Raw genomic sequence first — 15,418 nt, 5'->3', positions numbered from 1 at the left:
GCAAACAATTGCCGATGGTTTTTAATGAAGATTTAATTGCCCTTAAGGCTTTTATTCAAAAGGTTGTTACGCGCACATTACTCAGCGACGCCACCCAGTTGTTATACAACTGGACGCTATCACCTCGCCAAGTATTTGTGGGCACAGCTGCTGAGAAGTACCGTTTCGGCAATCGAATTGGCAATCCCTTTTCCATGTCCCGATGAAATTCATTGAATAGCGTATTCGTTTCGTACTCAGGGTGCCCACTAATATAGGTAGACCTAGTCTTTACAGCATGCATCACGACCGGTCCAGCTTCAGGATCACTGGCCAAAACGTCCACTTCTGGGTCATCGATTTTTGTCAGCGTGGAGTGCCGTGACTGTGGCATCGATAGGGCATCAAACCCGGCGGTCAGCTTAGTTTCTGCGTTAATTTGACACCGATAAACACCAAATAACTTACTTGGTAAAACGTGTTTTTGAATCCCAAAATCAGCATACAGACCAGCTTGGGCAGCCCAACACTCAAAAATACTTTCACGGACATGGGTTTCTCGCCAGTCTAGAAGCGCTTTGAACTCCGACCAGTAGTCCACAGTCTCAAAGTCCAGTTCCTCGACTGGCGCCCCAGTGACAACCAGCCCGTCAAAGTAACTATTTTGAAGGTCCTCGAGGGCCACATAGTCTGCGTGATTAAAGTCAGCCTCACTGATATGTTTGCTGTGATGGCTGGCCATCCGTGCGAAGGTCACCTGAACGTCGACAGTAAGTTGACTGAATAACTCGGCAAACTGCCGCTCGGTTTCAAGCTTGTTTGGCATTAGATTCACAACCAAGATTTTAACTAGCCGACCGGTGTCAGATAGCGGTGTTGCTTGCTGCTGCTTTAAAAAGCCATTTTTCAAAATTACTGTCATGCGTTTTCCTCCTTAAGGTATCGAGATAAAAAAATCCCTAGTTGTTCAACAACTAGGGACGACATTGCGCGGTACCACCCATCTTCGCCTCAATCTCGCAATTCAGGCCTCGAAAGTATTTTCATACTCGACAGGGTATCGGCTGCCTCCGTGGGTATTGGCCAATCATGACCGCCCCATGCTCTGAGATCATCTTCACCTGCACCCGTGCATCTGCTCCCACCACCGCAGACTCTCTAAACCACTTAGCAGGTTACTCTTCTCTTCAACGACTCATAATATTCTAATTGTTTGCTAATTTACCACATTTATCTTTAATGGTCAAGTTGAGGGCCTGATAGGTGCGATATTGGTTGTTGGGATTGCGGAAGTTTTTTCTTGGTGGGTTCTGGTTTCATTATTTGAACTTATTCGATACAGCACTGGGTTAACGTGTAAGGGACTCTGACAGAAAAGTCAGGCCCTTACATTGTGTTTTTTAGCATCTGAGCGCATCTTGCTTCCACCTTTCTCGGTCTCATAGACTAAACGTGTTCCGCAAGGCGAGAGGGCTACTGTGTAAGCAACTCTGGCAAAAAGTCAGGCCCTTACATTGTGTTTTTATCATCTAAGCGCATCTTGCTTCGCCTTTCTTGGCCTCATAGATTAAACGTGTTCGACAAGGCACGGGGCTAACGTGTAAGGGATTCTGGTCTAAAAGTCAGACCCGGACTTTTAGACCAGAATCCCTTACACACCGCCCCTAAACCGCCTTGTCTCACACTCTGCCCTTGCGCATTCCCCCCCGCCTTTGTATAATAAAGATAATTTATTTCTGGAGGAACAACGCATGACAAAGTTTTTTGCCAAATTAAATAGTTCTTGGCAATTCCGGTAACAAACTGCGCCATTTTGGATGCGGTTTGAGCTCACCTGTTCATTTCACGTGTCCATGCCGGTTACTTTGATTGCGAGTGACGCTGCATGCCCAACCTTGCACGTCGCTCACTCGAGACGATTTCGCAAGGAGTCGTCTTTTTTTGTGCGGTAGTTTCCTTTGTGTGTGATTTATGTTGCAACGTTGTGTTGTCATTATTTTAAGATAGGTGGTTGTTATGAAACGACTGTATGCATTAATTGCCATTCTGCTCGTTTTCCTGGGCTTTGCTTACGTGAAGGAAAATGATCCGAACCAGGCAGCCGACCGGAAACACACGCCCACTGTGGGTATTTTACAACTGATGTCCCAACCCGCTTTGGACACGATTCACCATGGTATCATTCAGGGATTGAAGGACGGCGGGTTTACGCCGGGTAAGAACGTGAAGATCGATTATCAAAACGCTGAAAATGATCAGAGTAACATGATGACTATGAGTAACCGGTTTGTGAACGAAGGCGCCGATGCCATGATTGGTATCGCCACCCCATCCGCACAAGCCCTTGCTAATTCGTCATCCAAAATTCCAATCATTTTGGGCGCCGTTACCGATCCAAAGGGTGCCGGCTTAGTGACGAACAATACGAAACCGGGCGGCAACGTGACCGGGGTGTCTGACCAGGCACCCTTAGCCGAACAGCTAGCCCTGATTCGCCGCGTCATGCCGCATTTAAAAACGTTGGGTATTATGTACACTTCAAGCGATGATTCAGCGGTTGAGCAGTACAAACAGTTTAAAGTCCTGTGCAAACAAGCTGGTATTCCATTGAAGGCCTACTCCATTTCAAATACGAACGATGTGCAACAGGTGTCACAACAGATGGTCCGCAGCGTCGATGCAGTCTATGTGCCAACCGATAACACGATTGCCTCAGCCATGCAGACGCTCGTACAAAATGCCAATACCGCCAACGTCCCCGTCTTCCCGGCCGTGGATTCCATGGTTAAAGACGGCGGCCTTGCCACGTATAGTGTGGACCAGTACAAACTCGGCGTGCTGACCGGCAAAATGACCGCAAAGATCTTGAAGGGTCAAAAACCAGCCACAACGCCAATCAGATTTGTACGTCATGGTAAATTGATTATCAATATGAAGGAAGCTAAACAACTTGGCATTACGTTCCCAGCATCCGTCATCAAGGAAGCTAAAGCGAAGGGAGAAATCGTAAAATGAGCATTGGATTAGGTGTTTCAGCCATCGGCCAAGGACTTCTCTGGGCCACACTTGGGATCGGTCTATTCTTAACGTTTAGAATCCTCGACTTCCCCGATATGACCGTTGAAGGGACCTTCCCAATGGGTGCCGCAACGTGTGTCGCTGCGATCAATCGCGGCGTGGATCCCTTCTGGGCAACCATTATGGCCATTGGCGTCGGGATGCTCTGTGGGTTAGTTACTGGCCTGCTCTACACCAAGGGCAAGATTCCAATCTTGTTAGCTGGGATCTTAGTTATGACCGCAGCTTACTCAATCAACCTGCGGATCATGGGCCGAGCAAACTTAACGTTGCTCAATAAGCCGACCCTACTCAAGGCTGACTTTTTTAAAGCGATGCCCGAATACTTTGACAGTGTCGTCCTCGGGATAATCGTCATCGCCATCGTCACCGTTGCCTTAGTATACTTCCTACAAACTGATTTGGGGCAGGCATTCATCGCCACGGGTGATAATAAAAAAATGGCCCGCTCGTTGGGTATCAAAACCGACAACATGCAGATCATGGGGCTAATGATCTCAAACGGTCTGATTGGCCTCGGTGGTGCCTTAGTTGCACAAAACAACGGTTACGCTGACGTCAACATGGGTATCGGAATCATCGTTATCGCATTGGCCTCCATCATTATCGGTGAAGTTGCCTTTGGTGAACTGACCATGAATCAACGGCTCGTTGCCGTTACTCTTGGTTCAATTCTGTACCGCTTCGTCTTGCTGATCGTGCTGCGTCTCGGATTCAACACCAACGACCTGCAGTTGTTGTCAGCAATCGTGCTTGCTATCTGCATGATGTTGCCAGTCTTCCAGAAGATGTTTAATATCAAACACATCATTAAACGGGGGGTGACAAGCCATGACTAGTCCAATTCTAGAACTACGCGACGTTGTCACCAAGGTCAACCGCAATACGCCGGAGGAACTGACCCTGTTAAAGGGACTAAACCTGACGATTAATGAGGGTGACTTTGTGACCGTCCTCGGATCTAACGGGGCGGGTAAATCAACTCTGTTTAACACAATTGCTGGTAACTTATCCATCGACAGCGGTGACATTTTGTTACGCGGCAAATCCATCGCAAATGAATCTGAAGAACGCCGAACCCGTTTTCTGAGCCGGGTCTTCCAGGATCCGAAACTCGGGACGGCACCGCGGATGACCGTTGCAGAAAACCTGTTGTTAGCCGCCAAACGTGGACAAGGACGCCACTTGGTCCCGCGTGGCCTACGGAAGTCCCTTCCCCATTTTAAAGAAATCACAGCAACAATGAATAACGGTCTGGATCACCGATTAAGCACCCCAACTGGTAACTTATCGGGTGGTCAGCGACAGGCGTTGAGTTTCCTCATGGCAACCCTAAAGCGACCGGACATCCTCTTACTGGATGAACATACGGCCGCCTTGGATCCCAAGACGTCGCAAGAGTTGATGAAGACCACTAACGACCGGATCACCGAGGAAGATTTAACTTGCCTGATGATCACCCACCATTTGGATGACGCGTTGAAGTATGGCAATCGGTTGATTGTGATCGACAATGGCCAGATCACCTTTGATGTTGCTGGGGAGGAGAAAAAGGGCCTTACTCAGGAGAAGCTTTATAGTTTCTTTAGTGATTTGGATGGGTAGAGAGTGGAGAAAAACGGTAGGAAGCGGAGTGTAAGCTAATTCTGGCGGAAATGCCGTACCTGGGCATTTCTGCCAGAGTTGGCTTACGCGCAGCTTTCTGTTTTTCGAAACTCGTTTCGGCACAGTTGCCTAGAAAGAGCCTCCTTGAACCGACCTACCCCCTCAATCGTAAAAACAATTCCAAAATAAAAAAGAGACCAAATCAGGTCTTTTTTTTATAGCTATTTATCCTGATACAACTTAATCAACCCTTGAGTCCCATCATTACCAAGCCCTTTATCATCCACCATCACTTCATAGAGGTGCTTGGCTTCCTTAGTGGCTGGCAACTCAAGATTCATCTTGTCCGCTTCATCAAGCGCAATCCGCAGATCCTTCAAGAAGTGCTTTGCAAAGAAACCAGGCGTGTAATCACCAGCAAGGATGCGTGGGGCGTAGTTTTCCATGCTCCAGTTGTCTGCGCCGCCACCACTCAGAGTTTGAATGACATCCGCCACAGGCAGATCAGCCGCCTTCGCGTAGGTCATCATTTCAACCATGCCCGTCATTGTGCCAGCAATCATAATTTGATTAGCCATCTTCGTGTGTTGACCTTTGCCAGCTTCGCCAAAGAGATGAATGGACTTACCCATCAGCTCAAAGAGCGGCATCAGCTTGTCATAAGCTGCCTTGTCGCCGCCAACCATGATGGTTAAGGCAGCATTTTGGGCACCAACATCACCACCGGAAACCGGCGCATCAAGGCCGGTTGCCCCTAACGCCTTTGCGGTAACCGCGATTTTAGCTGCCAGGGTCGGCGTGCTGGTGGTCATGTCAACAACGATCTTGCCAGCTGTCAACGTTGAGAAAATGCCAGTCTCGCCGAAGTATATTTCTTCGACGTCCTTGGGATATCCTACCATCGAAAAAATGATATCCGCCTGAGCTGCAACTTGACCAGGCGTATCAGCCCAGGTTGCCCCCTTCTTGACCAGGTCATCCGTTTTGGCCTTCGTCCGGTTATAAACAAACAACTCATGACCGCCATCCAATAGATGCCCCGCAATTGCAGCACCCATAACGCCAGTGCCAATAAATCCAAGTTTCATGCTTGTTCCTCCTTCAACGACAGCAGTCAAAACTGTTACGCGTGAGCTGCCAATTTTTTGTCGAGATACGCGGCTAACTTTTCCTTCGGGTAAAGGCCAGTAATCTTTTCAACGGCCTTCCCGTCTCGAAACAACACCAAACTCGGGATGCTCATGACCTTATAGTTCATCGCAAGGTCCTGGTTGTGATCCACATTCAGCTTGCCGAACTTAATTCGGTCACCGTAGTCGTTTTCCAGTTGCTCTAAAACGGGATCCATCATCTTACATGGCCCGCACCAAGGGGCCCAAAAATCAACGAAGACGAGGCCCGCCTTCGTTTCTTCAGCTAAATTATCCTTTGTGATCGTCGTTGCCATTTACGAGCTCCCTTCTTCCGCGTCGAATAAAGTGAATGATCAGGGTGACAATAACCGCCCCCAAAACGATCAGTCCAAAAATCGACGCTGGAATTTCAATATCAATGAGTGGAATGCTGACAAACAACTTGACTGCAATTAGCGCAATCAACCCGTATGCCATCGGTTCCAACTCTGGCACAATTTTCATCAAACGCATGATCATCTCTGCAATGCCCCGCATTGCGAGAATCCCAATCATCCCACCAATCAACACAATGACTGGGTTTGGTGAGATTGCGAGTGACGCCAACACCGAGTCAATTGAAAAGATAATGTCCATCAATTCAATTTGAATCACAACTGACCAGAATAACGAAATCGGACTCTTACGTTTTCGGTCTGAAACTAGTTTCCGAGTGTGCTTCACTCGGCTCTTGGTGAAATATTGGATGGTTAAGAACAGCAAGTAGCCTGCCCCTAACACCTTGATTTCCCAAAAATTAATGAGGTACGTCCCGATCCCAATAATCAAGAATCGGAAAATATACGCACCCCAGATACCGTAAAACAAGGATTTTTCTTGCATCTCTCTGTTGGGTAACGCCTGCGTCTGAGCCGCTAGTACCACTGCGTTATCCACAGAAAGCAAACATTCAATCATGACTAATGATAAAATAATCAGCCAGTCGCTACTGGACGCCAAAACCGTTTCCCAATTATGCAGGTCAAAGAATGGTCCGTAGAGTTTCCCGATGAGCTCAAGCAATTAAGACATCTCTCCCTATTAATCTTATCGATAATTTATCTTACCGGTTTCCACCTGTTCTGACAAGAATTTTAGACCTGTCTGCACCAAGTTTCAACTAGTACTCACTTGTGTATTAACGTGCAACTGATTTTTGACCAAATAGTAAAAAAGATGCCTCATCAGCATCTTTCCATCATCACATTAATATGAATCAAACCGTGCCAACCGGTAGCTTTCAATCATGTTGATCAATTTCTTCGCATAGCTGGGGTCTGTGGCATAGCCGTTTGTTTGGAGTTCCTTGGCCGCCGTGGCGTAGTTCGTCGTTCTTGTTGTAATAAACTGATGGTAAACGACGAGGTCATGATCCAAAATGGCCGCCTTCAGGTTAGGATACACCCGAAAATAATCCTTGATGGTGACCTCTTTGCCGTTTTCATATTCTTTAGTTGGAAATAGTTGGGTCTGCCCATTGTAGCTACCTTTCATCCCAAAAGGATTTTTAGCTTCCTTGTACAACTGTGATTGGCCCCAATTAGATTCCAAGATGGCCTGCGCAATCACGATGCTTGGCAGCACTTGATGGGTCTCATGGTAAGCCTTGACCGCTGGCGTTGCCATTTGTTTAATGAACGCCCGTTGCCGGCGTTGTTGCGGTGACAGGGTCGTCGTTGAAGACTGTTCCTGTGTTGTTTGCGGGGTGAACACCTTATTCATCACGTAGCGGGCACCGAGACCCCCTCCAATGACAAATAACGCCAGTATAAAAATTAAAGTGGCGGTTCCCTGCTGATTCGATTTTTTACGACGCCGTTTTTTGGCCAAGACCGACCCTCCTGTGTCTTTTGTAGAGATTACCAGATAATTGTACAGATAAAAAAAACAATCGGCAATGGTATGGACTGATTATTAGGAGAATCTTAGGAGAGTGTGAAGCAAGGCGGTTAAGGGGCAGAATGTAACGGACTCTGGCAGAAATGCCCGAACTTGGCATTTTTGCCAGAGTCCGTTACATGGCCGCCCCTTGCCTTGCGGAACACGTTTCGGCAATATGAAAGAGACCCACGCCAAAGAAAGCACTCCACGCACTCAACCCACCAAACCCACTAAACCAATCCTAACATTTCAGCCAGAGCTTATTACACGTCCCCCTTGCCCTACGAATGTTTCAGCAATAGAAACGAGACCAACGTCGCAAAAAGCACTCACCACACTATCAAAAATCAACGACCTGCCATCCCCGACAAAAAGCCTCAAAAAATCTCACCGAATTACCGAAATCGCCAACCGATCATCCTTATCAAAAAAGTGCGGTTCCGTCCAAGTCGTCATCATCTCGTCTGTCAACTGCAACTTACGGACGCCTAACCGATTATAAGGTTCATAGTAGTAACTCAAAGTTTCCGGACTGGTTGCCGCCCGGTAAACGGAATAGTTTTGCTGGTAATCAAGCATCTTAGGCACACTCACGCTATTTAAGAGGTGCCAAAGACTCACAATGGCTTCGTTCTCATCAGCTGACCGGTCGATTCTTTCCTTGTAGTACGCAGCACGAATGAACCGTGAGCCGGGGGTGTATGACCCAGACGGTACCTTTTTACCAGAAAAATTACCAGTCGTCACACGCGCGGTGTTTAACGGCACCTTCCGTTCGACAAAGTCATCCGTAAACGTCATGTACTGATCAAGCTGCTTAAGTTGGCGTTCAAAATTATAGGCGTTCGTCAACACACCCAATGGATTTTCAATAATGCGCAACGGCTGGGTCGACGTCTCGATTGCAACAATGCGACCAGTTGGGTCCATGGCCACAAAGTGCAGTTCAGGATGCCCATACGCGTGCTTAGCGTGTTCACCGCTCATCATCTGAATCTGATGAATGTGTGCTTCAATGTCTGCTACCGAGCTAAAGTGGCCCAGCAAATAAAGAGGTAACTCAAACGGTGCGATCGAGATTTTTCCCGGATCTGGTTCCGCAGCAAACTGGGCACCGTTAGTAAACGTCAATTTTTGAACAGTTAACCCCTTTTCGTTGATGCCATCTGAAATGTCGATTTCATTGTCATGCGCACCACCGCTGCCGAGAATCGCATACTTGTTTTCATAGGTCTGATCATCAAAAATTGACTGCCACTGATACGCGCGCGGCACAAAGACTGGACCCGCACCCAAATTATGCCAATCCATCGTGCGACCCAGGACGTGCGTGCCATCAAGCGCAATCTCATAAATACTCGTACACATATTAAGCGTCCTTTCCCGTTGCTAACTGTTGCAGCGTTTTGGTAAATTGGTCATCGATCTTTCGTTGGATCGCTGGTGGGATCGTACCACCAGGTTGTTGTTTTAAATAAATTTCTGCAACCTTTAAATAGGTAAACATGATTTGGCTGACATCTAAATGATACTGGCTTGCCAGCTTGAGGGCCAACGCAAATCGGTTGGGGGTATTCAGATCAGCGTATGGACTTTGATATGTCATTTAAAAAATCTCCTGTCGTCGCTGTGGGGGACAGAATTGGCTGTTACCCACGCAAAAAAGTTAACCATCTTCCTAATATAGACCTTTAATTATAGGCGAAGACGGCTCATAATAAAACCAATATGACTTTTAACCGCCACCAGGCTCTAAATGGCCCCTGAGGTGGGTCAATAGGGATCATTTGTAAGAATTCAAACAAATTCTTGGGTTCCTCTGCAATCAAATAAAAGTGTATGTTAAAATGAAAAAAGGTTATTTACACAAAACATAATGATGAATGTAACTATCAAGGGAGATACAGTGCAATGAACGAGCGGATACGCAATTTACACAAAAACCGGATTTTCTCACTGTTAGTGTGGTTGATCGCCATCTTCGTGGCCATCGTCATGCTGCCTAACACGAGTAATCTAGTTCAAGAATACGGCCAGCCCCAATTGGCGAACAATAGTCAGCCAATGGTTGCTTCGGCCATTCAATCAAAATGGGGGCGCAACGTTTCCAACACATATAACGTCACTGCAGTCTTCAATAACCCATCGGGCAAATTAACGACGACACAATTAGCCGCCGTTGATAAGACCATGGAACGACTTGCAGGCAAGGAAGCCACTTACGGCATTAAAGACGTCCGCACAATGGAGACTAATCCGACCGCTAAGGACCAGTTCCTGTCAAAGGACGGGTCAACGGAGATCGTTAAGTTAGCTGTTTCTAAGGATCAAGGCAGCATGAATCTGATTGCCAAACAATTGGATGAACAAATCCAAACGACTGGGTTGAACACATACGTCACTAGTCCGGAGATCATCAATAGTGCCGCCAGCGAAAAGATCAGCCAGGCAACCTCTGTGGCAACGGTCATTGTCTTTATCCTGAGTCTGCTCATTATCGGGATCGTATTTAAGTCTCTGATTGCACCGGTGATCTCCACCCTATCAATGTTGATGATGTACGCAGTCTCGCTCAGCATTATCAACAATCTTGCATCACGCACAAGTTTCCCATATTCAGAATATCTGCCACTAATGGTCATGTTGTTGACCGTTATTTACGGGCTGATTGGCCACTTCTATCTCTTCAGAAGTTTTAAAGCGCAACTAGTGGCTGGTGTCGATCGGCAAGCGGCTGTCAAAAACAGTATCCGGTCGATTCGAACCTTTACGCTCGCTACGGGCTTAACCCTTGCTGTGATCTTCGGTGGGTTCTACTTCTTCAAGTTCTCCACGTTGCGTTCAATGAGTGGTCTCGCCATTGTGGCGTTGGTCACCATGATCGGTGTCATCACCATTTCATCGATCTTCTTGTCCCTGTTAGGCGACCGGTTCTTCTGGCCAGCCGTTGACGGACAGCCTAAGGGATACGGCTTCTGGAACAGGTTAGCCAAATTCGGCTTGTGGCAACCCGCAATCGCCATCGTAGTCGTGGCTTACCTGGTTGGTGCGTTTGCATACGCTTACCATGACAAACTGAACTTCTCTGCCACGGACACTTTAGCCACAACACAAAATGCGGTGGCAGGCAATAAAGTGGTTTCCGCCCACTTCGGTGCTGGTCAAACAACGCCCGTTACCATTTACGTCCAATCTAAGACGCGCTTAGATAACGAACGTGCCCTGCTGCAACTGGATAATTTGACCACCAAATTACAAACGATGAAGGGTGTTTCAAGTGTCACTTCGCTCACCCAGCCGAATGGCCAACCCATTAGTGAATATTACGTCACGAACCAGTTAAATAATTTAAACCTGCAGCTTAAAGGGGCGACTGATCAGCTGACCACCATCAAGAGTGATCTCAATACTGACCGGTCTGAGTTAAACGCCGTTAAGCTGCAACAGGAAGCCGATAAGATCTCTAAGTTAGCTTCCAAGACGTCGCAACTGTCTTCCGATACTGACACCGTGCATAGCCAAGTGACTCAGATTGCTGGCCGTGCAAGCGTGACCCAACGGAGCAACGCTTCCAAGCTCGTTCGCCGTTATCAACGGTTATTGTCACTGATCAACACGCAGTTACAGACCGTTGCCAGCAACATGGAAGTGCTGAGCAGCGAAGTATCCAGCAGCCGATCAACTGCTGAGAACACGCAATCAACCGTATCCAGCTATGCGTCACAGCTCAAAGTCATTCAAACGAGTTTGAAAAAATCAACGACGAGCTTGAATGGTCTGATTCAGTCGTACACCAACATCTACAATTATCTGTCTGCACTTCAGGCTTCTGATGCCGCCAAGGTGTACTACATTACCCCTGAACAGTTGACCAGCACGACGTTCCAGCATTCACTATTAACAAACAGCAGTGCCAACTACAAGACAACGGCACTGACCGTTTACCTGAAACAGTCGGCCAACAGCCACGATACGTCTCAGACAGTTGCTCATCTCCAATCGGAAGTGAACACCCAGCTTCAGGGAACTGCCTTGAAGGATGCCAAGGTTGCCTTTACGGGTCAACCAGTGGTACAGGCAACGATCAAGCATAACTTCCACCACTATATTGGCTGGTTAGCCCTTCTCGTTGCCGGCGTCCTGTTCATCGTTCTGGCAGCCCTGAGTCGGTCAGTGTTGCAGCCGCTCTACTGGTTGCTCACGTACGGCCTGTCTGTCATTGCCAGTTTCCAAATCGGCGAATTGATCAACTGCTTCGTATCTGGAACGGCTGACTTCAACTGGCAGGTACCGCTCATTGCGATGGTGCCGATCATCACCTTTGGCGCGACCCAGCTCATTGAATTAGCGCTGGATTACCGTCGTAACGAAGCACCACTGCTCGACTGGCTGTTACCAGGATTAACCGCAACTGGTCAATCCTTCAGACACCGTCTATTCGGCATCATTGTCGTTTGCCTTGGCCTGTTAGCAGTCAACTTTGGGCCGTTAACGCAAGCTGGTTTAGTTGTCATTGCAGCCGTCATTGTGTTTAACATTGCATTACCGATCATTGCAGCTGCAGTTGGTAAGCTCACCGTAACGCTTCCTCAACACACACGAAAGCATCGTGAGACGACAAAAGAAAATTAATACCATCTGAAAATAGTGCATCACAAAAGCCCCTGAAACAGATCCTAACCGATCTGTCTCAGGGGCTTTTTGCTGGTTGTTTACTGTTCGCCCATCCGGGGCTGTTTATCTCTGACATCGTAACGAATCTTGCCGTCGTCATTAATGCCGTAGAGGGTTTTCTTGCCGTCTGCGTCAAACGGGCCCATGTTCACTGCGGGTTTACCGTCCACAAGGTCAATGCCGCGAAAGGCTTGCTGAACAAAATCACGGAACACATTCATGTCATTTAAGACGCCTGCCATCTTTTCGGCTGCGCTGGGCAACCGATAGCCCTCGTCCAAGAAAGCCTTCATAATTCTGACACCAACATACGTCCGGAAATCGTACATTCGGGCCTTTTGCGGATCCGTCCTGTCCATGGGGGCAATGCACCCCTTTTGTTCCCAGTAACGTAACTGGCGGGTCGACACACCAGTCATGGTACTTATTTCACTAATTCTGAATCTAAACGACTCTAGATTCAGCACTTCTGGCAGAAGTTTCTCTAATGCGTTATCGATTGGTCGCACCTCCGAGCATCATTTCATTATCTATTATTTCACAGACGTTACGTAAATTACAAATTCATTCTAACCTTTTAATCGCATTGAAACTGGTTTGTTACAGAACTGACACATTCTACCGGTAGTATGGTACTCGTACATAATTAAAGAAAACATAAACTATAGAACCTAATTGAGGAGTTTTAAATCTTATGAAGAAGTCTGTTGTTAAAGGATTCATTACGTTAGCCACTGTTATTGCCTTTGCGATCTTAGGTATTGCAGCTAGTCACACCACCGCTCATGCTGATACTACCGATAACGATCCATCGTTCTCAACTGTATTATCCACCGCTAAGTCAAAGCTTGGCAAGCCATATGTTTGGGGCGCTACTGGTCCTTTATCATTTGACTGCTCAGGGTTTACCAGCTACGTTTACAAAAAGGCAGCTAACATTACAATTCCACGGACTGCCCAAGCACAATACAATGCTTACAAGCACGTTAAGGGTTCCGCTGTTAAGAAAGGCGACTTAGTCTTCTTTGGCGGCAGTACTTCAAGCATCAGCCATGTTGGTCTTTACATTGGTAAGGGGCAAATGATCGATGCTCAAAACCGCGGCGTCATCACTGAAAGCATTTACGCCCCTTGGTGGCACAAAGTTGGTTACGCTCACGTCACTGACATGAACAGCTAATTTAAAATTCACATAGAACTTCTCAACAAAAGGCCTCAGAACATCACGTTCTGAGGCCTTTTTAGTGGCTATTCTTTGATCATTTGATAGTGGACGATGCCAACTTCTAAGAAGGCCTCACCGACTTGCTTAAACCCAAGCCGCTTATAAAAATCGACCGCAGTCTCCTGCGCGTTCAGTGCGACAGGCTGATTGCCTAACTGTGCAAGGACTGCCTGCAGAAGCGCAAACGCATACCCTTGGTGCCGGTCTGCCTCTAACGTGGCCACCCGCTGGATATGGGCTGGATGGACCGTCTCGTTTAACCGGGCCGTCACCACTGGCTTTCCTGCGACATAGCCTACAAAGTGCGTCAACTGTGCGTCCTCTCCGTCAAACTCTAATTGTGGATCAATGCCCTGTTCCGTCACAAACACTGCCTGGCGAATGGCTGCCGCATCCTGGTAGACTTGCCCCTGATTACCCCGTTCTTGTTTGATATCCATTTACGCTCACCCTTCTCACTTATAATGTCTCATTTTAGTCACAAGTCTGGCTAGTCGTCAACGACCGTAAGCACTTACACCAGCTTTTAACTGCGCCTATGCTATACTTGTGGCAGATAATGCTCAGAAAGTAGGCGACAGCAATGCAAACGCATCACATTTCGTTACTGACAAAGGACGCGGCGCAAAATATTCAGTTTTACACCAAGACCCTGGGTTTACGGCTGGTTAAGAACACCGTTAACCAAGAAAACATTCATATTCGACACCTGTTTTATGGTGACTATCTCGGGACCCCAGGTTCAGTGATCACCTTTTTCGTTTTACCACTCCTGGGACGTCGAACTGATGGCAACCATTACATCAACGGCTTCTCACTAGCAATTCCGACCGGTAGTAAGGCCTTTTGGCTCGACCGCCTGTCAACGGCGGGCTTTGACCCAGAAGCGACTGAGACCGGCTTAAAATTCCTTGACCCGGACCTTATCCCTGTCACCATGATTGAAACGGAAGAAACGTTAACTGAATGGCAGATCAATCCGAGTAACGGCATCTCGGCTGACCATCAGATTACCCACTTTTTGGGCACCGAACTGCACGTACCAGATGTCGCTGCAACCACGGACTTCTTCGCTCAATTAATTGGGGCCGACGTCAGCGATGACGTCGTTCATCTTGACCGTCACGCCAGCATTAAGGTCTTTCCAACGACCAACTTTGAACAAGTCACCCGCTTTGGCCGCGGCAGTATCGACCACGTCGCCCTGAGAGTCGCCGATGAAGCCACCCTACTTGCCCTCTACCAAAAGGCACAAGAGCAAGGCTGGGACATTGAAATGTACCGCGACCGCGGCTGGTTCAAGAGTCTCTACATCCGCGAACCAGGCGACAATCGAATTGAATTTGCAACACCGACCCCTGGCTTCAGTCTGGATGAGCCGATCTTAACTATGGGCAACAACCTTGGTCTGACACCGAAGTTTGAATCCCACCGGCAAGAGATTTTGGACTACTATGCTAAGCAGAGTGTGGATTTTCATGACGGAGACTCGAATTAGAGTGTGGAAAGGGTTAAAGACTTTTCACGTAACGTTCTTTCTAATATTGGGTGACAGTCCGTTGCATTCCGCAATTTGGCACTCCGTGTGGTGGCTCGCGACTGAGCTAACTCGATTTCCACTGCGTGTCTCTCGAGTGGATCTCAGTCGTCTCGCACATCAGTAACCGACCAAAGTACGGTCGCTAACTGATGTCGACACCACAGCTCCGTGCCAAATTGCTCCATTCCACTGACTATGAGCTTACTTTTACTGCTAGTTAAACATTGCAATGGCGTTAACCCTAGTTTGTAAGGAATCCGCCCG

The 15,418-nt window shown here is 47.7% G+C and carries 15 protein-coding genes; 6 read left to right on the top strand and 9 right to left on the bottom strand.

The annotated features are described in order from the left end of the window. Positions 1-55: 55 nt before the first annotated feature. Entirely contained in the window at positions 56-901 is an 846-nt protein-coding gene (locus AYR61_RS08415) for a homoserine O-acetyltransferase/O-succinyltransferase family protein (protein WP_065902597.1), read from the bottom strand. 1,094 nt (positions 902-1,995) lie between these two features. Here AYR61_RS08415 and trpX point away from each other — a divergent pair. From trpX to AYR61_RS08400, 3 genes are read left to right on the top strand one after another with little or no spacing between them, the layout of a single operon-like run. Beyond that, a complete protein-coding gene (gene trpX / locus AYR61_RS08410) occupies positions 1,996-2,994 on the top strand; it encodes a tryptophan ABC transporter substrate-binding protein (protein WP_065902595.1) in 999 nt (332 codons plus the stop codon). Between the two features lie 2 nt (positions 2,995-2,996). Next, complete coding sequence (locus tag AYR61_RS08405) at positions 2,997-3,896, top strand: ABC transporter permease (protein ID WP_065903879.1); 900 nt, start codon at positions 2,997-2,999, stop codon at positions 3,894-3,896. Next, positions 3,889-4,662 carry an ABC transporter ATP-binding protein gene (locus AYR61_RS08400; RefSeq protein WP_056987410.1) on the top strand — a complete coding sequence of 258 codons (774 nt, stop codon included), beginning with the start codon at positions 3,889-3,891 and terminating at the stop codon, positions 4,660-4,662. The genes AYR61_RS08405 and AYR61_RS08400 overlap by 8 nt, the downstream gene beginning before the upstream one ends. Positions 4,663-4,883: 221 nt before the next feature. Here the strand turns inward: AYR61_RS08400 and AYR61_RS08395 are convergent, their stop codons facing one another. The 6 genes from AYR61_RS08395 to AYR61_RS08370 form a co-directional block, all read right to left on the bottom strand. Beyond that, positions 4,884-5,750 carry an NAD(P)-dependent oxidoreductase gene (locus tag AYR61_RS08395; protein ID WP_065902593.1) on the bottom strand — a complete coding sequence of 289 codons (867 nt, stop codon included), beginning with the start codon at positions 5,748-5,750 and terminating at the stop codon, positions 4,884-4,886. 35 nt (positions 5,751-5,785) lie between these two features. Continuing rightward, complete coding sequence (trxA, locus tag AYR61_RS08390; RefSeq protein ID WP_054708648.1) at positions 5,786-6,109, bottom strand: thioredoxin; 324 nt, start codon at positions 6,107-6,109, stop codon at positions 5,786-5,788. Beyond that, positions 6,084-6,857: a TerC family protein gene (locus AYR61_RS08385; protein WP_065902591.1), complete on the bottom strand. Its 774-nt coding sequence runs from the start codon at positions 6,855-6,857 to the stop codon at positions 6,084-6,086. The genes trxA and AYR61_RS08385 overlap by 26 nt, the downstream gene beginning before the upstream one ends. Positions 6,858-7,040: 183 nt before the next feature. Next, positions 7,041-7,664, bottom strand: a complete 624-nt coding sequence (locus AYR61_RS08380; protein WP_054708642.1) for a glycoside hydrolase family 73 protein — start codon at positions 7,662-7,664, stop codon at positions 7,041-7,043. Positions 7,665-8,102: 438 nt separating this feature from the next. Further along, positions 8,103-9,083, bottom strand: coding sequence for a linear amide C-N hydrolase (locus AYR61_RS08375; protein ID WP_056987412.1), 981 nt, complete (start codon positions 9,081-9,083; stop codon positions 8,103-8,105). A gap of 1 nt (position 9,084) precedes the next feature. Next, on the bottom strand, positions 9,085-9,321 hold the full coding sequence (locus tag AYR61_RS08370) for a hypothetical protein (protein ID WP_054712156.1): 237 nt from the start codon (positions 9,319-9,321) through the stop codon (positions 9,085-9,087). Between the two features lie 305 nt (positions 9,322-9,626). On the opposite strand from AYR61_RS08370, the gene AYR61_RS08365 reads away from it, so the two are divergent. After that, the gene (locus AYR61_RS08365; RefSeq protein WP_065902590.1) at positions 9,627-12,347 is read left to right on the top strand and encodes an MMPL family transporter; all 2,721 of its coding nucleotides are present in this window, start codon (positions 9,627-9,629) and stop codon (positions 12,345-12,347) included. Positions 12,348-12,427: 80 nt separating this feature from the next. On the opposite strand, the gene AYR61_RS08360 is transcribed toward AYR61_RS08365, so the two are convergent. Next, positions 12,428-12,856, bottom strand: a complete 429-nt coding sequence (locus AYR61_RS08360; RefSeq protein WP_225356535.1) for a MerR family transcriptional regulator — start codon at positions 12,854-12,856, stop codon at positions 12,428-12,430. Positions 12,857-13,083: 227 nt separating this feature from the next. On the opposite strand from AYR61_RS08360, the gene AYR61_RS08355 reads away from it, so the two are divergent. Further along, positions 13,084-13,569, top strand: coding sequence for a C40 family peptidase (locus AYR61_RS08355; RefSeq protein WP_054712145.1), 486 nt, complete (start codon positions 13,084-13,086; stop codon positions 13,567-13,569). 68 nt (positions 13,570-13,637) lie between these two features. On the opposite strand, the gene AYR61_RS08350 is transcribed toward AYR61_RS08355, so the two are convergent. Further along, positions 13,638-14,054: a GNAT family N-acetyltransferase gene (locus AYR61_RS08350; protein ID WP_054712143.1), complete on the bottom strand. Its 417-nt coding sequence runs from the start codon at positions 14,052-14,054 to the stop codon at positions 13,638-13,640. 143 nt (positions 14,055-14,197) lie between these two features. Here AYR61_RS08350 and AYR61_RS08345 point away from each other — a divergent pair, with 143 nt between their 5' ends. Next, positions 14,198-15,112 (top strand): VOC family protein, encoded by a 915-nt coding sequence (locus AYR61_RS08345; RefSeq protein WP_054712141.1) that lies wholly within the window; start codon positions 14,198-14,200, stop codon positions 15,110-15,112. Positions 15,113-15,418: the final 306 nt, after the last annotated feature.

The organism is Secundilactobacillus paracollinoides (assembly GCF_001702155.1).
Classification (GTDB): domain Bacteria; phylum Bacillota; class Bacilli; order Lactobacillales; family Lactobacillaceae; genus Secundilactobacillus; species Secundilactobacillus paracollinoides.
The sequence above is the reverse complement of the archived record's forward strand: the minus strand, read 5'-3'. Positions and strand labels throughout refer to the sequence as shown.